General features: G+C 75.1%; 14 protein-coding genes. 6 read left to right on the forward strand and 8 right to left on the reverse strand.

The features are described 5' to 3' along the window. The 3 genes from ACEPPI_RS35005 to ACEPPI_RS35015 all read left to right on the forward strand — a co-directional run. A partial coding sequence (locus ACEPPI_RS35005) for a helix-turn-helix transcriptional regulator (RefSeq protein ID WP_373919290.1) occupies positions 1-320 on the forward strand: 320 nt, incomplete at its 5' end. After that, a complete protein-coding gene (locus ACEPPI_RS35010) occupies positions 317-2,869 on the forward strand; it encodes an AAA family ATPase (protein WP_373919291.1) in 2,553 nt (850 codons plus the stop codon). The genes ACEPPI_RS35005 and ACEPPI_RS35010, both read left to right, overlap by 4 nt. A gap of 5 nt (positions 2,870-2,874) precedes the next feature. Further along, complete coding sequence (locus tag ACEPPI_RS35015) at positions 2,875-5,709, forward strand: AAA family ATPase (RefSeq protein WP_373919292.1); 2,835 nt, start codon at positions 2,875-2,877, stop codon at positions 5,707-5,709. Positions 5,710-5,732: 23 nt separating this feature from the next. On the opposite strand, the gene ACEPPI_RS35020 is transcribed toward ACEPPI_RS35015, so the two are convergent. The 4 genes from ACEPPI_RS35020 to ACEPPI_RS35035 form a co-directional block, all read right to left on the reverse strand. Beyond that, positions 5,733-6,470 (reverse strand): BTAD domain-containing putative transcriptional regulator, encoded by a 738-nt coding sequence (locus ACEPPI_RS35020; protein ID WP_373919293.1) that lies wholly within the window; start codon positions 6,468-6,470, stop codon positions 5,733-5,735. 223 nt (positions 6,471-6,693) lie between these two features. Continuing rightward, the gene (locus ACEPPI_RS35025) at positions 6,694-6,855 is read right to left on the reverse strand and encodes a hypothetical protein (protein WP_373919294.1); all 162 of its coding nucleotides are present in this window, start codon (positions 6,853-6,855) and stop codon (positions 6,694-6,696) included. Positions 6,856-6,912: 57 nt separating this feature from the next. Beyond that, positions 6,913-8,847: a bifunctional UDP-sugar hydrolase/5'-nucleotidase gene (locus ACEPPI_RS35030; protein WP_373919295.1), complete on the reverse strand. Its 1,935-nt coding sequence runs from the start codon at positions 8,845-8,847 to the stop codon at positions 6,913-6,915. Between the two features lie 287 nt (positions 8,848-9,134). Then, positions 9,135-9,572 (reverse strand): hypothetical protein, encoded by a 438-nt coding sequence (locus ACEPPI_RS35035; protein ID WP_373919296.1) that lies wholly within the window; start codon positions 9,570-9,572, stop codon positions 9,135-9,137. A gap of 341 nt (positions 9,573-9,913) precedes the next feature. On the opposite strand from ACEPPI_RS35035, the gene ACEPPI_RS35040 reads away from it, so the two are divergent. Together ACEPPI_RS35040 and ACEPPI_RS35045 are read left to right on the forward strand one after the other, a co-directional pair. Then, positions 9,914-10,279: a gamma-glutamylcyclotransferase family protein gene (locus ACEPPI_RS35040; protein ID WP_373919297.1), complete on the forward strand. Its 366-nt coding sequence runs from the start codon at positions 9,914-9,916 to the stop codon at positions 10,277-10,279. Positions 10,280-10,375: 96 nt separating this feature from the next. Next, a complete protein-coding gene (locus ACEPPI_RS35045; RefSeq protein ID WP_373919298.1) occupies positions 10,376-10,948 on the forward strand; it encodes a DM13 domain-containing protein in 573 nt (190 codons plus the stop codon). Between the two features lie 67 nt (positions 10,949-11,015). On the opposite strand, the gene katG is transcribed toward ACEPPI_RS35045, so the two are convergent. Beyond that, positions 11,016-13,247 carry a catalase/peroxidase HPI gene (gene katG, locus ACEPPI_RS35050; protein WP_373919299.1) on the reverse strand — a complete coding sequence of 744 codons (2,232 nt, stop codon included), beginning with the start codon at positions 13,245-13,247 and terminating at the stop codon, positions 11,016-11,018. Positions 13,248-13,625: 378 nt separating this feature from the next. On the opposite strand from katG, the gene ACEPPI_RS35055 reads away from it, so the two are divergent. Continuing rightward, the gene (locus ACEPPI_RS35055) at positions 13,626-14,042 is read left to right on the forward strand and encodes a Fur family transcriptional regulator (RefSeq protein ID WP_373919300.1); all 417 of its coding nucleotides are present in this window, start codon (positions 13,626-13,628) and stop codon (positions 14,040-14,042) included. Positions 14,043-14,109: 67 nt separating this feature from the next. Here ACEPPI_RS35055 and ACEPPI_RS35060 read toward each other — a convergent pair whose 3' ends face one another. From ACEPPI_RS35060 to ACEPPI_RS35070, 3 genes are all read right to left on the reverse strand, one after another. Further along, complete coding sequence (locus tag ACEPPI_RS35060; RefSeq protein WP_373919301.1) at positions 14,110-15,342, reverse strand: VWA-like domain-containing protein; 1,233 nt, start codon at positions 15,340-15,342, stop codon at positions 14,110-14,112. Then, positions 15,339-16,616: an AAA family ATPase gene (locus tag ACEPPI_RS35065; RefSeq protein WP_373919302.1), complete on the reverse strand. Its 1,278-nt coding sequence runs from the start codon at positions 16,614-16,616 to the stop codon at positions 15,339-15,341. Before ACEPPI_RS35065 ends, ACEPPI_RS35060 begins: the two co-directional genes overlap by 4 nt. 94 nt (positions 16,617-16,710) lie before the next feature. Beyond that, positions 16,711-18,150, reverse strand: a complete 1,440-nt coding sequence (locus ACEPPI_RS35070; protein WP_373919303.1) for a hypothetical protein — start codon at positions 18,148-18,150, stop codon at positions 16,711-16,713. Positions 18,151-18,560 lie beyond the last annotated feature (410 nt).

The raw sequence follows: 18,560 nt of genomic DNA on the forward strand, positions 1-18,560 counted from the left end.
CCGCCGAGGTCCGGGCGGCGCTGGCCGCGGCGGGCCTGACCGGGCCCGGCCCCGGTCCCCGTTCCGGCGCGGCGACGCCGGTCCGGCCCTGCCCGCTGAGCGGCACCGAGCGGCAGGTCGCGCACGCGGCGGCGCGGGGCGCCACCAACCAGGACATCGCCGAAACCCTGTTCATCGCCCGGCGCACCGTGGAGATGCACCTCACCTCGGTCTACCGCAAGCTCGGGCTGGCCGGCCGGGCCGACCTCCCCGACGCGCTCCGCGCCCTCGCCCTCACCCCCGCCCCGTCCGCGCCCGGCCCGCGGACGGGCACCCGGTGATCGCGGGCGAGCACCGGGCCCCCGACGCCCTCGTCGAGCGGGACGGCGAACTGGAGCTCCTGCGCGCGGCCGTGGCGGACCTGCCGGCCGGACGCTCCCGCGTCATCACCGTCGAGGGAGCACCCGGCACCGGCCGCAGCGCGCTCCTGCGGTACGCCGCGGCGCGGGCGCGGGCCGCCGGATGCGCCGTCGCGTACGCCGCCGGCTCCCCGACGGAGTCGGCCCTGCCCCTCGGCATCGTCACCCAGCTCCTCGCCGGGCGGGACACGCCCGACGCCCCGGACCCCGCCGCCCTGCCCCTGCCCGCATTGTGCGAGCTCTTCCTCACCGCGGCCCGCGAACGGCCGCTGCTGCTCGCCGTCGACGACGCGCAGTGGGCGGACGCGCACTCGCGGCGCTGGCTCGAAGCCCTGCTCAGGCGGGCCCGCGGCGCGCCCCTGACGATCGTCGTCGCCGGGACCCGGGGCGCCGTCCCCGCCACCCGGCCGGGCACGGACGGCCGCGCGGACGGCGCCCCCGCCACCGCCCGCGTCGTACTGCGGCCGCTGACCCCGCCCGGCGTGGCCGCGATGCTGGCCGCCGCCTTCGACGGGCCCGTGGATCCGGCCTTCGCCTCGGCCGCGGCCGAAGCCTGCGCGGGCAACCCCGCCGTGCTGCGCGCCGTGGTGGACGGGATCGGCGCGGACGGGCTGGAGCCGAGCGCACACACGGCGGCCGAACTGCCGTGGCGCGCGGCCGAGTCCGTGGGCGAGCGCACCGCACGGCTGATCGACGGCCTGTCCGCCGAGCACGTCTCCCTCCTGCGCGCGATCGCCGCCGGCGGGCCGCACCTCGGCCCCGCCGCGCTGGGCGAACTGGCCGGACTGCGCACCGTGCCGGTGTCCCGCGCACTGAGCCTGCTGGCCGACGCGGGCCTGGCCGAGGGAGCCGACACCCCGCGCACACCACCGGGCGTGGCCGAAGCGGCCCTCGCCGGCATGACCGGGCCGGACCGCGCGGCCCTGCACGCGCGAGCCGCCGTACTCGCCCCCCGCGCCGCCGTACCGGCCCACCGCCCCGCCCCGCCCGCCGGCGTGTGCGCACCCGTCGGCACGGGTGCCTCCGACGACGACCCCGACCGCGACGAACGCGCGGGGTGGCGGCTGCTCAACAGCCCCGACGACCACGTCCCGGCCGTGGACCGGCTGCGCGCCGCGGACCTCCTCGCCACCTGCGGACACGGGACGACGGTGCGCCGCGGCGCGGCCCTTCCCCGGACCCTGGCGCACCCGGACACCCGTGAGGCGGAGCACGACGCGCTCCTCGCCCTGCACTGGCTGATCGAGGACGCCGCGTCCACGGAGGAGAGCGCGGACATCGCCGCCCGCGTCCCGCCCCTGCCCGTACCGCCCCGGGGACCCGCGCAGGAGGGCGTGGCGGCCCTGCGCGGCGCCCTCGCCGGGTCGCTGCCGCCCGCCCTCGTGCGCGCCCTGGCCGAAGCCGCGCTGCGCCCCGCGCCGGGGCACCCGCGGCTGTTCACCACACGGCTGGCGGCCTGCTACGCGCTGGCACTGGCGGACTCCCACGAGGACGCCGCCGCCGCCCTCGACCCGATCGTCGCGCAGGCCCGCGCGCTGGGGACGCGGAGCGCCCTCGCGGCGACCCTGGCCGTACGCGCGACGGTGGCCCTGCGGCGGGGCTGGCTCCAGGAGGCGGAACAGGACCTGGCGGAGGTCGAACGGGCGGCGTCCCAAGGCTCCGGATCCGTGAAGTCCGTGCCGCTGACCGCCGCCCTGCGGATCCTGCTGCACCTGGAGCGCGACGAGGTGGACGAGGCGGGCCGGGCCGCGACGGCGGAGGTGCCCGTACGGGCGGTGAGCGGCATGTGGTGGCCGACGTTCCTCTATGCCAGGGGCCGCCTGGGCCTGCGCACAGGCGACCACGAGGCCGCCCTGTCGGACCTGCTGGAATGCGGACGCGGGCTGCTGGCCCGGGGCTGGACCAACCCTTCCTTCGTACCGTGGCGTTCGGCCGCAGCCCTGGCCCGCCTGGGCCGCGGCGACCGGGCCGGGGCCACCCGCCTCGCCGCCGGGGAACTCGAGGCGGCGCGGGCGTGGGGGAGCGCGAGCGCCATCGGTACGGCCCTGCTCGCCGTGGGCCGGGTGACCGAGGGCGAACGGGCCCGCGCGGCCCGGGGCGAGGCGGCGCGGCTGATGCTCCGCGGGGACACCCCCGCCGAGTGGGCCGCGCCCCGCCGGGCACGGCACGTCCGGGCACTGACCGGCGTGCACGGCACCCCGACCACACCATCCGGAGCCGAGGGCCGGACCCCGGGCCCCTTCCCGGGCCCCTTCCCGGCGGTGCACGGCGCAGAGCCGGTCCGCGAGGAACTGACCGCGGCCGAGACGCGTGCCGCCGGGCTGGTCCGCGAGGGCATGACCAACGGGGCGATCGCGCTCCGCCTCGGGGTGTCCCGGCGCATGGTGGAGATGCACCTCAGCCGTGTCTACCGCAAGCTCGGCCTCTCCGGCCGCGCGGACCTCTCCCGTCCCCTCCCCGACAAGGACTGAGCCGGATGCTCCTCGAACGCGACGCCGAGCTGCGCGCGGTGGCCGAGGCCCTGCGCACCGCCAAGGATCCCGCGGCCGGCGCCGGCGCACCCGTCGTCGTCACCGGCGCCCTCGGCGCGGGCAAGACGGAGCTGCTCGACCACCTCGCACCCCTGGCGGGGCGGGAGCGGACCAGGGTCCTGCGGGCCGACGCGGCCCCGTCCGAACGGGATTTCGCCTTCGGCGTGGTGCGCCAGATCCTGGAGCCCGTGCTCGCCGGAGCCCGGCCCCCGGTCCGCGACCGGTGGCTCGACGGGGGCGGGGCCGCCGCCTGGGCCGTCGTCGCGGGCGCAAGTCCCGCACCGGCCCCGCAGACGTACCCCCACCTCCTGCGGGACCTGCGCGCGCTGGCCGAACGCATCGCCGCCGACCAGCCGTTGGCGGTCATGGTGGACGACCTGCAATGGGCGGACGAGGACTCCCTGCGCTGGCTGGCCTACCTCGCCAAACGGCCCACCGCCCGGCCGGTGACCCTCGTCGTGACCGTCGCCGACGGCGATCCCGGCGCCGAGCGGCCCACGGTGCGCGAGCTCCTCGCGGGCGGCGGACGCACGCTGCGACTGCGACCGCTGTCGCCGACCGCCATCCGCGCCGTCGTGGAGAGCCGCCTCGGCGTCCCGGTGCACGACGCGTTCGGCCAGGCCTGCCACCGGGCCTTCGCGGGCAACCCGATGCTCGCGGTGTCCGTCGGCGACAGCATGCGGCACGCGGGACTGCGGCCCTTCGGCACGGACGCCTCGGCGGCGCTGCGCCTGCGGCCCTCCGTCCTGCGCGAACGCCTCGCCCTGCGCCTGGAACAACTGCCCTCCCCCGTCATCGGGTTCGCGCGGGCCATGGCCGTCCTCGGGGACCAGGCGGAACCGGGGCTGACCGGCGCACTGGCGGAGCTGGACGCCGTGGACTGCCGCACCGCGGAACGGGCGCTGCGACGCCTGGGCCTGCTCACCCCCTGCCCCGGCCGGACGGCGTCGGCCTTCGTCCACCCGGTGGTCCGGGACGCTGCCGAGGAGACCATCCCCGCCGAGGAGCTCCAACGGCTCACCGGCCGCGCGGCGGCACTGCTCCACCGGAGCGGGCACCCGGCCGAACAGGTCGCGGCCCGCCTCATGGTCACACCACCGGCCACCCCGCCCGACGGCGCCCGGGCGGTGACGGTGCTGCGCGCCGCGGCCGACGCCGCGCTCGACCGCGGTGCGCCCGAGGAGGCCGTCGGTTACCTGCGACGGGCCCTGCGGGACGCGTCCACCGACGGCGAGGACCGCGCCGCGGTCCTGGTCGACCTGGCCGGAGTCGAGCGCAACCTCGACCCCCGGATGGCCACCCGGCACATCTCCCAGGCGGTGCCCCTGCTGCCCTCGGCCGCGCAGCGGGCCGCGGCCCTCCTGCGCATCCCGCCGCCCCTCTTCGACACCGCGCCGCCGCACACCGCCGACCTGATCCGGCGGGAGTCGGCCGCCCACGCCCCCGGCGGCGAGCGGGACGCAGCCCGCCCCGAGGTGGCGCTGCGCCTGGAGGCCAGGGTCCGCTGCACGGAGCCCACCACGCCCGGACGGCTCGCCCGGTCGGTGGAGCGGCTGCGCGGGCTGGGCCCGGAGCCCGCCCTCGACACCGGAGCCGCCCGCGAACTCGCCACCGTACTGCTGCACGACGCGGTGGCGGCCGGGCGGATCGAGCGCGGCGACGCCGTGCGGCTCGCCCGGCGGATCCTGGAGCGCACCCCGGCCGTGCCCGAGCTGCCGTACACGGCCCTGCCGCTGCTGGCGGTCACGCTGCTCGCGGCGGACGAACCGGCCGACCTGCCCGGATGGCTGGAGACCCTCCTGGCCCGCGCGGTACGCCGGCGGGCCCCGGTGGCAGAGGTGCTGGCCGGCAGCGAACTCGCCGTGACCCTGCTGTGGTCCGGGGACGCGGTGCGGGCCGAAGCCCTGGCGCTACGGGCCCACGAGACCGCCGGACAGCGGTGGGGGGCCGACGCGGCGGCGGACGTCGCGCTGGCGCTCGTCGCCATCGAGACCGGGGACCCGCACGCGGCCGACCGGCTCCTGGCCCGGGCGGCGGCCCCCGGCTCCGCGGACACCGCCGGGGTGTACCGCAACGTGACCCACCAGCTGATCCAGGGCGTCCGCGCCTACCACCGGCGCGACGAGGCCACCGCGCTGGACCACTTCCTGGCCTGCGGCAGACGGCTGGAACGGGCCGGCTGGCACAACCCCGCCCTCGGCCCCTGGCGCCCCTGGGCGGCCCTGGCCCACCGCCGCCTCGGCGAGGTGGAGGCGGCCGGGGAGCTGATGCGCGAGGAGTACGAGCGGGCGCGGGCCTGGGGCGCCCCGGCCGTCCTCGGCAGGGCGCTGCGCGTGCGGGGCGTGCTGACGGAAGGAGAACGGGGGACGGAGCTGCTGCGGGAGGCCGTGGCGGTGCTGCGCGGCTCGCACCACCGCCTGGAGCTGGCCAGGGCCCTCGTGCAGCTCGGCGTACGGGCGGCGGCCGAGGGGGACCCCCGGGCGAGGAGCCTGCTGCGGGAGGGCGGCGCCCTCGCTTCGGCGTGCGGCCTGCCGGACCTCGCGGCCCGCGCCCGGAACCTGCCGGGAGGCCCCGCGGCCGACCGGGCGGCGGCCCCGACCCGGATCCAGCTGAAGGTCGCCGGGCTGGCCGCGCGCGGACTGTCGAACCGTGACATCGCCGATGAACTGGGCGTGACGCGCCGCGCGGTGGAGAAGCACCTCACGGTCGTCTACCGCAAGCTGACGGTTTCCGGCCGGTCCGAACTACCGGAGGCGCTGGCGGCCCTCGAAACGCGCTGACGAACCGGGCGGACCGGGCCGGCCTACGCCGATATGCGCGCGAGACGGGGATTGTCCGCGGCGAGAATGGCGTGGTGGATCCGGCGGGTCGCGAGGCAGGGATCGAGTCCGAGTTCTTCCTTCAGGACATCGCGGGCGGTCCGGTAGACGTGCAGGGCGTCAGCCCGCCGGTCGCAGCGGTAGAGCGCCAGCATGAGCTGCCGGTGGAACGCCTCGTGCAAAGGGTGCCGACCGAAGAGTGCATAGAGCCTGCTGACCGTTTCCCGGTGTCCGCCCAGGGCCAGTTCCGACTCCATCAGTAATTCCGTGCAATCCAGGATGGTTTCGTCGAGCCAGGTCGCGAAGCCATTGATGATCGGGCCGCTCCGCAGGCCTCCCAGGGGTGTGTCCTGGGTCAGTTCCAGCGCGGCGCGCAACTGCTCGACCGCCTCTTCGTGCTGCCCCGCCCGCGCCGCCGAACGGCCCTGAGCAGCCAGTTGACCGAACCTCTCCACATCGAGCTCCCCCGGCTCGACGCGGATGAAGTAGCCGGGCGAGCGGGTGACGATCGGGCTCTCCGCGATTCCGCAGGACCTCAGGAACTTCCGCAGCTCGCAGATCCGGACATGGATCGCGGTGGTGGCCCGCAGAGGTGATTCCTGGCCCCAGATCTCGGAAATCAACTCGTCGAGCGATACCACGTGATTCGCCCGGGTCAAAAGGGCGGCGAGTACGATCTCCTTTTTGCGGGCCGAAAGATATAACCGCTTGCCCTCGTTCACGACATGAAGTTTCCCGAGAATCCTGTATCGCACCGCTGCTCCGATCTCTTCGGCGAGCCGAACCGCCCATTCGTGCCGTCCGGGCACATTTCCAACCTAGCCAGCGGCCGTCGAAGGGGTCAACGAATCGGGGAAAGCCTGCGGTGCGGTACGGACCGAACCACCAGTGGTGGTACGGATGCGGGGGCCGACGGCGCACCGTCGGCCCCCGCGCCCGCGGCGGTCACTTCCCGGCGAGCCCGCAGAGCACGAAGTTCGCCCGGAACGCCTCGGGGTGGGATGCCTCGGGCAGGCGGCAGGAGAGTCCGACCACGGCGATCGGAACGTCCCGGACAACGGCGGTGCCGGAGGCGGCTGGGTCGGTCCGACTCACGATGGGTTCCATGCCGTCCATCCTCGGAACGGCACATAACGTGCCCCTAACCCGTGCCTTACGAAGCGCTCAGCAGACCGGGCGGCCCCCGGTGGAGCCCGCGGCGGCCTCGGCGGCCGCCACGGGAGCCGGCACCGACGGCACCGGTTCCCCCAGCGGGACCAGCCGGCCCGGCCGGCCGGCCGCCAGCGCGCCGCCCTTCGCCGAGACCCGGCCGGTCGGCACCGCCCGCAGGGTGCCGAGCGCGGCGACGTACGCGACGAAGCTGTCCGTGTCCCGCCGGTGCCTGGCCGGATCCCGGAACCCGCCGAGCGCCGGGTACCCGTCCTGCCCGGTCAGCGTGTACGAGGACGTCACCACCCGGTACGTGCCGTCCAGGCGCAGCGCGGAGCCCCCGATGAGCACGTCGGCGGGCGCCACCCGGTCACCGGCCGGCCCCGAGGCGTCGAAGGAGTACCGCACGTTCGCGGAGACCGCGAGCGGCGCGTACGTCAGCCGGCCCTGCGCGTCCGTTGCCCACTGCTGCTCCAGGGCGTCGTGGAGCTGCCGTCCGGTGACCGACGCCGTGACCAGGGGACTGCCGTACCCGACCGCCCGCCAGGCCCGCTCGAAGGTGACGGGATCCTCCGTGGCGGACCCGAGGAGCAGATCCGTGTTGATGAGGCTCCGCCCGGTCCGCGGGGCCAGCGCGATCAACGCCAGGTCCGCGGCGCCCCCTTCGGGACGCGGGCTGGTGTCGAAGGAGTCCGCCGGCTGCGCCGAGGCCCACAGCGCCCAGTCCGCCACCAGGTTGCCCATCGTGCTCTCCCCGGCCGGTGACAGGGCGCGGCGGAACGAGGCCCGCTGCCGGCCGATCGTCGCGCCCGCGTACCGGGTGGCGTACCCCTGCCAGTAGTCGACCACCTCGCGCATCTCCGGATCGGGCTCGACGTCATGGGTGTTGGGGTGGTTGGTCGACGTGGTCAGCTCCCGGACGACCGCACCGGTCACGGGATCGAGGCGCAGGGTGATCTCGTTGACGATCTGGCCGTGACAGCCCGCCTCGACGAACGGCCGCAGCCGTCCGGAGGGATCGGGAAGCATCATCGTGAAGGCGCAGTGCCAGTGCCCCGTCACGATCGCGTCGATGTCCGCGGACACCCGCAGCGCCAGGTCGTACGCCGGCCCGCTCGGGTCGCTGCCCGAGTCGAAGGCGGAGCCGGCCACGGCGCCGTCGTGCATGCTGAGCACGATCGCGTTGACCCCGCGGGCCTTGAGCTCGGCGGCGCAACGGTTCGCGGCGGACACCTCGTCGAGCGTGGTCAGGCCCGGCTGGAAGGAGTTGGAGAACCGCTCCGTGCCCAGGGCGGTGAGGTGGATGAAGCCGAGGGGCAACTGCCGTCCGCCGGGGGCGTTCACCCACTCGACGTGGTACGGAGGGAGCACGCCCGCCCCGCCCGGACCAGCGACGGCGTTGGCGCTGTAGTAGCGGAAGTCGGCGCCGTGGAAGCGCCTGCCGCGCGAGTCCGGCAACGTGTTCGTGCGCCCCTCGCCCTCGTACGGGAGGCCCTGCTCCATGTGCCGGACGAGGAACCCGGGGGTGCGGTCGAACTCGTGGTTGCCGGCCGTCGCGAAGTCGAGCCCCATCAGGTTGAGCGCCTCGATGGTCGGCTCGTCGGACAGGGCGAACGCGGGGAACTCCCAGCCCGAGAAGAGGTCACCCGGTGCGAAGAAGAAGGAGTTGGCGCGTCCGGCCCTCAGCCGCCGCAGATGCGTGGCCATGTAGGCGACCCCGCCCACCGTGTACCTCTGCCCGCCCGCCCCGGTGATCACCGAGTCCCGGGCGGGCGCGGCGCTCAAGTAGCCGTGCAGATCGGTGATGTTCAGCAGTTGCACGTCCACGTACCCGGCTCCGCTGACGGCGTCGAGCGCCGTCCGGGTGGCCGCGGCGGCGGTACCCGTGACGGCGCGCACGCCGACGGCCCCCGCCGCGGTCAGGAAGACGCGCCGGCCCAGTCCGTTCATGGACACTCCCCCAACGACGTACCAAAGCTGCCGGAAACGTTCGTGCACCGGTCTCCCCGGCCCGGAAGGCCGGCCGGTGTGCGGCACGGGCCCCATGGGCGAACCGTTGACGAACTCCGCGTCCCCGCCGTGGCCGGTGCAATCTTCTCCCCCCGGACGGTGCATGTCGTGACACGCACCGGATCGTCCCCGTTCGAGGGGCCTTCCATGCCCCGGACCCCGCACGGGGCGCACGCGTACGGGCCCCGGCGTGGCGGGGCCCGTACGGGCGGTACGGCGGAGTGCTGTCAGGCGGTAGGGGTGCTCGTGCGGCTGCTGTCCGTGCACAGGGCCCAGATGATGAAGAGGGAGATGGCGATCGAGACGAGCGCCCACAGTGGCGTGTAGGGCAGCCACATGAAGTCGAAGATCACGTTGATGGAGGCCAGCGCCACACCCATGACCCGGGCCCAGCCCGCGCCCTTGAGGAGACCGGCGCCGACGATGAGCAGCACGACGCCGAGCAGCAGGTGGATCCAGCCCCACGCCTGGACGTTGAACTTGAACACGTAGGAACCCAGCCGCGCGTAGACCTCGTCCTGCGCGATTCCGGAGATGCCCTTGATCACGCTGAGGACGCCGTCCACCAGGAGCAGGACGGCGGCGAACATCGTGCCGCCGGCGGCCCAGGCACCGCTGGCGCTGTGGGGCTGGGGAGACCTTGGGGTGGTGCTCTGTTGGGACACGGAATACTCCTTGAACCGAGGGACGCCGCTTCCGGCAGGCAGTCCCATCGTTCGGTGGCGCCCGGGAGGGGGACACCGGAGCGCGGCCGAACGGGTGAATTCCCGAGGTCCGGCCCGCGGCGGGGGCCGGTCGGGCCCGCCTGCGGCGGCGCGGTGCGCCCCGTACGGCGCGCACCGCGCGGGTGAGGCCGTAGCCGGGCAGCGGGGGCAGGACGGTGATGGCGCCGACGTACACGCCGCGGGTCACCGGGAGCCTTCAACGACAGCCTGTGATCGTGGAGTTGAATGGCTCGGATAGGTTGGGGCGGCCGTACCGGCGAAGACCCCAGGAGGTTGTCCGCATGACCGCTCCCACCACCCACCTGCTGTTCTCGTACGGGACCCTGCAGTCCCGGGACGTCCAGCTGGCCCGGTTCGGGAGGCCGCTCGACGGCCGCCCGGACGCGCTGCCCGGGTACCGGACCACCTACATCACCATCACGGACCCCGAGGTCATAGCGGCCAGCGGCTCCGACCGGCACCCCCTCGTCGTCGCCTCGGACGCGTCGACGGACGCCGTCGACGGCACCGTGTTCTCGATCACCGATGAGGAACTCGCCTCGGCGGACGACTACGAGGTCGACGACTACGCCCGGACCGAGGTCGTCCTGAGCTCGGGCACGAAGGCCTGGGCCTACCTCGCCACACCGGCCGCCGACGCGGGCTGAGCCCGCCCGGCGAAGGCCCGCCCCGGATCCCCGCCGGCCTCCGTAAGACTTCCGTCATCGCGGCGCCCCTGTCCCCGGGGACGGCGGCGCCGTTGAATGGCGGGGAGACGGAAGATCGAGGGAAGGCGGAGTGCGGTGGCCACGAAGAATCGGCGCCGGGGAGCGGTCGTCGCGGTACTGATCGCGGTGACGGCGGTGCTGGGGGTGGGCCTCTACTGGTTCCAGCCGTGGAAGCTGTGGCAGGACGACACCGTCCGCGAGGCCCTTCCGGCCGCCGGATCCTCCCCGGCCGCCTCGCGGACCGCTCCCGCGGAACCCCGTACGGTCGCCCGGGGCACGCTGATCAGCCACGAGCACACCACCACGGGCACCGCCAGGATCATCCGCCTCCCCGACGGCAGCCACACCCTGCGCCTGGAGGGCCTGGACACGAGCAGCGGCCCCGACCTGCGGGTCTGGATCACGGACGCGCCGGTGAAGGAGGGCACGGCGGGCTGGCGCGTGTTCGACGACGGGAAGCACCTGAGCCTGGGCGGGCTCAAGGGCAACAAGGGCGACCAGAACTACGCGATCCCCGCCGGCGTGGACCCCGCCGAGTACACCAGCGTCACCATCTGGTGCGACCGCTTCGACGTCTCCTTCGGCGCGGCCCCCCTCACCGCCGTGTGACCACGGCGGTGAGGCGTCCGGGCCGACGTCCGGGCCGGCCCTCGGCGGGCCGGCCCGGACCTCGGACTCAGACCAGGTCGAACCGGTCCAGGTTCATGACCTTGTCCCACGCGGAGACGAAGTCCTTGACGAACTTCGCCTTCGCGTCGTCGCTCGCGTACACCTCGGCGACGGCGCGCAGTTCCGAGTTCGACCCGAAGACCAGGTCGGCGCGGGTGCCGGTCCACTTGACCGCGCCCGTGGAGGCGTCGCGGCCCTCGAAGGTGCTCTGGTCCGCCGACGTCGCCGTCCACGTCGTGCCCAGGTCGAGCAGGTTGACGAAGAAGTCGTTGGTCAGGGACCCCGGGGTCTTGGTGAACACCCCGTGAGCGGACTGCTGGTGGTTCGCGCCCAGCACGCGCAGGCCGCCGACGAGGACCGTCAGTTCCGGCGCGCTCAGGTTCAGCAGGTTCGCCCGGTCGAGCAGCAGGTACTCGGCCGGCAGGCGGTTGCCCTTGCCGAGGTAGTTGCGGAACCCGTCGGCCACCGGATCCAGCGCGGAGAACGACTCCACGTCGGTCTGCTCCTGGGTGGCGTCCGCGCGGCCCGGCGTGAAGGGGACCACCACGTCGAAGCCGGCGTCCTTGGCGCCCTGCTCCACGGCCGCGGCGCCGGCCAGCACGATCAGGTCGGCGAGCGAGATCTGCTTGCCGCCGCCCTGGGCGGAGTTGAACGACGTCCGGATGCCCTCCAGGACGCGCAGCACCGTCGCCAGCCGGTCGGGCTCGTTGACCTCCCAGCCGCTCTGCGGCTGGAGACGCACCCGTCCGCCGTTGGCGCCGCCGCGCTTGTCGCTGCCGCGGAACGAGGACGCCGCGCCCCACGCGGCCGAGACGAGCTGGGACACCGTCAGGTCCGAGGCGAGGACCTGCCGCTTGAGCGCGGCGATGTCCGCCGCGTCGACCAGCTCGTGCGTCACCGCCGGCAGCGGGTCCTGCCACAGCAGCGTCTCGGAGGGGACCTCGGGGCCGAGGTAGCGCACGACCGGGCCCATGTCACGGTGGGTCAGCTTGAACCAGGCGCGCGCGAAGGCGTCGGCGAACTCCGCCGGGTTCTCGTGGAAGCGCCGGGAGATCTGCTCGTACGCCGGGTCGATCCGCAGCGAGAGGTCCGTCGTCAGCATCGTCGGGGCGTGGCTCTTCGACGGGTCGTGGGCGTCCGGCACGGTACCGGCACCGGCGCCGCCCTTCGGCCGCCACTGGTTCGCGCCGGCCGGGCTCTTGAAGAGCTCCCACTCGTAACCGAACAGAATGTCGAAGAAGCTGTTGTCCCAGGTGATCGGGGTGTTCGTCCAGATGCCCTCCAGGCCGCTGGTGATCGCGTCGGCGCCCTTGCCGGTGCCGTACGCGTTCTTCCAGCCCAGGCCCTGCTGCTCCATCGGGGCGGCCTCGGGGTCGTCGCCGACGCTCTCCGCCGGACCCGCGCCGTGGGTCTTGCCGAAGGTGTGACCGCCCGCGATCAGGGCGACCGTCTCCTCGTCGTTCATCGCCATCCGGCGGAAGGTCTCACGGATGTCGCGGGCCGCGGCGAGCGGGTCCGGGTTGCCGTTGGGGCCTTCCGGGTTGACGTAGATGAGGCCCATCTGGACCGCGCCGAGGGGGTTCTCCAGCTCGCGGTCGCCGGTGTAGCGCTCGTCGTCGAGCCAGGTGGTCTCGGGGCCCCAGTACACGTCCTCGTCCGGCTCCCAGACGTCGGCGCGGCCGCCGCCGAAGCCGAAGGTGTCGAAGCCCATCTGCTCCAGGGCGACGTTGCCGGTCAGGATCATCAGGTCGGCCCAGGACAGGCTCTGGCCGTACTTCTTCTTGACCGGCCACAGCAGGCGGCGGGCCTTGTCGAGGTTCCCGTTGTCCGGCCAGCTGTTCAGGGGCGCGAAGCGCTGCTGACCGGCCCCGGCGCCGCCGCGGCCGTCGCTGATCCGGTAGGTGCCCGCGCTGTGCCAGGCCATGCGGATCATGAACGGGCCGTAGTGGCCGAAGTCCGCCGGCCACCAGTCCTGCGAGGTCGTGAGCACCTCGGCGATGTCCCGCTTGACGGTGGGCAGATCGAGGGCCTCGAAGGCCTCCGCGTAGTCGAACTCCTCACCGAGGGGGTTCGCCACGGCGGGGTTCTTGGCGAGGATCTTCAGATTGAGCCGCTCGGGCCACCACTGGCGGTTGCCGCCGCCCTGCGTCGGGTGCGGAGCGCGGTCGTGGGCGACCGGGCAGCCACCCGAGCCCTCCGACTTCGCCTCTGTGACGATTGCATCGTGGTTCTCAGACATGGGAATCCTTCCGGACCTGGTGGATCACAACGCTCGAAAACTGCATGCGGGTGAAAGGGCCGGGGCGCGGGGCCCCGGTAACGGGCTCGGTCCCGTCGGCCGCCATGACGTCACGGGGGCCACGGCGCGGACGGTCGAGCGAGGGGAAACGGGCGGCCCGCACCTGCGGGTCGACGCCGTGCGGCTCCTCGGCGGTGGTCCGTCACGGATCCGATCTCCTGCCGCTCTGGAGTCTTCCTGTCCCTTGGCTATCTACGAATCCGATCCTACGATGGACGGAATCCAAGTCAAGAAGGACACCAAGACCCTGTCCTCCCGGATCCCGGACGACCGTCGCCACGTTCCGGACATCCGGCCGACCCGAACGGGTGAGCCGACATGAGTGACCTGCTGGAACGCCTGCGAGAGCGCGGCTGGCGCCTGACGTCCCAGCGACGGGTGGTCGCGGAGGTCCTCGACGGCGACCACGTGCACCTCACGGCCGACGAGGTGCACGCCCGTGCGGTGGAGAGACTGCCCGAGATCTCCCGGGCGACCGTCTACAACGCCCTGGGAGAGCTGGTCTCCCTGGGGGAGGTCGTCGAGGTCTCCACCGACGGCCGGGCCAAGCGCTACGACCCCAACGCGCACCGGCCGCACGAGCACCTCGTCTGCTCCGGCTGCGGTCTCATCCGCGACGTCCACCCCACCGGCGACCCGCTGGCCCAGCTGCCGGCGGACGAACGCTTCGGCTTCAGCGTGTCCGGCGCTCAGGTCACCTACCGGGGGCTGTGCCCCGCCTGCGCCCGCGGCTGAACCCCCCTCCGGCGCCCGGCACGCTGCTCACTGCGGCATGCCGCTCGACCCCTTCCGGACCGGGGGACTACCTGATCTCCACCACCCGGGCCCACGCGGGCGGCGCGTCCGGAACGTAGTCGGGATCCTCCTCGCTCCACGAAGCCGCCCGGGGGAAGAGGCCCACCACCGTCCGGCACCCGGGCCGGTCCTGCGGCCACGGGGTCTGCCCGTCGGTCAGGACCACGATCACGTCCGGCCGGGGGGCCGTGCGCAGCGCGCGGGCGAAACCCGAGCGCAGATCGGTGCCCCCGCCGCCCACCAGCGCGAACCCCTCGGCACGGCACAGCGGGTCCGCCACCCGGGCCGCCGTGTCGCACGCCAGCACGGTGACGAGGTCGCGGCGTCCGCCGACGGCCCGGGAGATCGCGGTGACTTCGAGGAGGGCGCTGCCCAGCTCGGCGTCGCTCACCGAGCCGGAGGTGTCGATGATCACGCTGACCCGGGGCGGCCTGCGCCGCAGACTCGGCAGGACGGCGCCCGGCACCCCGGCGGAACGCCGCGACGGCCGCCCGTACGAGTAGTCCTCGCCCGCGCCGGAACCCGAGACGGCCGAGCGCAGCGCCGCCCCCAGCAACTCCCGCCACCGCTGCGGCGGGTGGAACGCCTCCTCCGCCCACCGCCGCCAGCCCCGCGAGGCCCTCCCCGGGCGCCCGGCGATACCCTGTGCCACCCGGAAACGGACCGCGTCCTTTTCCTGCTCGCTGAGCCCGTGCGCCCCGTCCGGGCCCAGGTCCCACTCGCGGTCCAGCCCGTCGGCCCCGCTGCCGCAGTCCAGCCAGCTCAGGTGCAGGGTGCCCGCGCCGAGGCTGAACCGGCGGAGGTAGTCCTCCATCAGCTCCCCCGGGGACAGCCCCAGGGTTCCCGGCGTGACGGCCCCTTCGGGCACCACCAGCCCGTCGCCGAAGGCGTCGTCGTTGATCTCGCAGTCCGCGGCGATGTTCATCCGCAGCCGGTCCCCGGGCCCGGTCAGCCCGTGCTCCCGCGCGAGCCGGTCACCGCGCCCGTGGTGGTCGCGCAGCAGGTGCGACACCTCGTGCACCCACACCGCGGCGAGCTCCTCCACCGAGGTGCGCTCCACGAACCCGGGCGAGGCGTAGCACCGCCAGTGCCGGTCCACGGCCATCGTCGGCACCCGTGGCGACTCCACGACGTGCAGGGCGAACAGGGCCGTCGCCAGGTAGGGCCGGGCCCGTACGGCGTACAGCCGGGCCGCGAACAGCTTGTCGAGGTCCAGCGCCCCGGTGGCGCCCCCGGTCACGCGCCGGCCTCCGCGCCGGCCCGGCCCGCGACCCGGGCCGCCGCCCGGTCGGCGCGCCGGGACAGGGTCACCACCCCGGCGAGCCGCTCGATCTCCGGTGGCACGTCCCAGTCCTCCTGCCGCAGCGCGGCGAGGGCCGTCGCGGGCACCACCACCAGGTCCGGGGCCCCCGTCTCCAGCGCCCGGACCAGCAGTGCCCACGCCGCGTCCCAGCGGGACCGCTCCGGGCGTGCCCGGACGGCGGCCACCACCGCGTCGAGCACGGTCTGGCGCAGGTCCCCCCGCTCCGGCAGCCCGGCGCCGGCCGGATCCGCGAGCAGCGTCTCCGGGTCCGGGAGGTCCATGCGGTCCAGCCAGGCCAGCAGCTCCAGACCCGGGCCGTCTCCCACGGTGCCCCGGACCAGCAGGGAGAGCACCTCCCGGGAGGAACCGGCGGCCGTCGCGAAGGCGGTCAGGCACAGGGCCATGTCCCAGCTCCGCGGCGACGGCCAGGGGCCGCCCCGGCGGGCCTCGCCGCGGGGCAGCAGGTGGACCAGCTCGGGCCGGGCGGTGAGCAGCCCGCACACCGCGCGGCGGGCGAAGGCCACGGCCTCCGGCAGGAGTTCGGGGTCCAGCGTGGGCAGGGTCGCGCGCGGCCAGGTCCCGCCGAGACCGCGTACGACGACCTCGTGGTCGTGGGTCCACTGGAGGTGGACGAACCGGTTGGCCAGGGGCGGGCTCAGCTCCCAGCCGTCGGCCGCCGACCCCCTCGGGTTGGCGGCGGCCACGATCCTCACCCCGGGCGGCAGCTGCAGCGCGCCGATCCTCCGCTCCAGCACCAGACGCAGCAGGGCTGCCTGGACGGCGGGCGGCGCGGTGGACAGTTCGTCCAGGAACAGCAGCCCCCGGCCGGCCCGCACGAGGCGCACGGCCCAGTCCGGCGGCGCCATCGGCACGCCCTGGACGGCGGGGTCGTCGCCGATGACGGGCAGTCCGGAGAAGTCGGACGGCTCGTGCACGCTGGCGATCACCGTGGTCAGAGGCAGGTCCAGGGCCGTGGCGAGCTGGGTCAGGGCGGCGGTCTTCCCGATCCCCGGCTCACCCCACAGCAGCACGGGCAGGTCGGCGGCCACGGCCAGGGTCAGTGCCTCCAGCTGGACGTCGGGACGGGGTTCGGTGGTGGTTTCGCGCAGTAGGGCCAGCAGGTCACCGGCGACGTCGAGCCGGGCGGGCGGGGCGGGCTCCGGGGGGACGGTGCGGGCGGGGGAGGGGGCGTACGGGGACAGAGCTGACATATCGATCACCTGTGGGTTCGCAGAAGACGGGGCGGGCATGCGGAAGCGGGGGGACGGCGGGCGGGGCGGGTACGGCGGACGTCGGCCGGAGGGCTCAGCGGGCGGTCGCGGGACGGGGGCGTGGGCGGCTCCGCCCCTCGGGGACGCGGCCGGGCCCGGGCCCGGCCAGGCCCGCCCGGAACAGCCCGTACACGAGGCGCCGCTGAGCCGCCGCCCGGAGCTCGTCCCGCAGGGCGCCGCCCCGCAGCACCGCGTCGGGGCCGAGGAGCCCCTCCACGACGGCCAGCGCACCGGCGGTGTCCCCGTGGTCGAGGCGCTCGCGGACGCCGGTGAGGCAGTCGGGACGGCGGTGCGCCTCGTCGATGGCGCGCAGGCAGGGCAGGGGAGTCCCGCCGAGCGCCACCAGCAGTTCCTCGCGCCGGATCTCGTCCGGGCCGTGGTCCAGCGCGGTCAGCACCCCGTCGACCGGGCCGATCCGGTGCCGGGCGCCCCGGCACTCGACGGGCCGGGGCCCGCCGGGCGGGTACGGGTCCCGCCGAGGGCCGGCCGGCCGGTACCCGGGTTCCAGGGCGGAGGCGACCAGGGGGTGGAGCCGGCCGGCCTCGATCAGTCCGGCGCGCAGCAGTTCCAGGTCGGGCGGCACGCGGGTCGCCGCGTCGGGCAGGACGGGCAGGACGCGCGCGTCGCGGTCCCCGCTCACGGAGGCCGCCGCGTCCCCGGACACGGCCGTGATCCGGAGCGCGGGCGGCCCGGAGCCGTCCCCGTCCGGAGCCAGGTCGAGGACCAGGTGCCGACGCGTGCCGAGCCGTACGGTGACGGCTCCGGCGGTGCGCCCCTCGGCGCGGAGCAGGATCCCGGCCTCGGCCGCCCACCGGCCGACGGCGAAGCGGTGCCCGTCCGGGACCGTCTTTGGCAGCTCCGGCAGCTCCGGCAGCTCCGGCAGCTCCCGAGGCGCGACGGCGCCACCACCGGCCGCCGGAACGCCCGCTCCGGCGCGGATCCGCAGTTCGTCGCTGCGGCGCGCGTCCCAGAGGTGGCGGTGCAGGTCGAGGCGGAACCGCCGGTCGGGGCGCGGGTGCGGATGACGCACTTCACCTGGTTCGGGACGGGAACGGTCGTACAGCGCGAGGCTGAACCGCTGGCCCGCGTCCGCCCAGGCGGGCGGCGTCCGCACCACGAGGTGCACCGGGCACGAGCCGTCGTACCCCGCGCCCTCGTACCGGGCCAGCGTGAGGGTCAGCCCGGGACGCAGCAGCCCGTCGGGAGCGATCCGCGGCAGGTGCCAGCGCAACAGGTCGGGAGCCAGATGGCGCAGGTCCGCACGGATCCGCGCCGCGAGGTCCCGGCCGTGGGTGCGCGCCAGTCGGCGCAGGTCCAGGTCGACGTCGATGCCCGCGGCGGCGCAGGCGCCCGCCCAGTCGCCCGCACGGCGGCGGGTGGTGGCGGTTTCGATCATGGGGGCCGGCACGGCGAACTCGCGCACGCGCAGCCACAGGGAAAGGCGGGAATCCCCGTACACGTTCTGAGTGAGCATCAGCGCTCACCTTGCGTGGACGGGACCCCCGATCTGTGAAGGGTTTCGGTGGTCATCGCGGTGATCGTAGCGCTCCGCGGATCTTTCGGCCAGGAGTTTGCGGACCGGCGGCCGTGCGGGGCCGGAACCGGCCTCGGTGTCAAGGGCGTTGACGCGGTTCCCGCCGGAAAACCGCCAGTCCCGGGCCCGTTCCGGCCGACCCCGGGGCCCGCGCCGGGCCGCCGCCCGGCCCGCCCGGTGGCCGGAGAGGAGGGCGGCGCGCCCGATGGAGCCGAGCCCCCTTCCCGCGTACGCCCCGGCCCGCCACCGGGGGACCCGGCGCCCGACGCGGACCGGCGGGCGGCCCCGATCCGGCCCCTGACCAGCGGTGACGTGCCTTGCCGGGCCGGGGCGAGGCCCGCCGGTCCTCG

The sequence above is a fragment of the Streptomyces sp. AB3(2024) genome (assembly GCF_041862025.1).
In the GTDB taxonomy this organism is placed as follows: Bacteria; Actinomycetota; Actinomycetes; order Streptomycetales; family Streptomycetaceae; genus Streptomyces.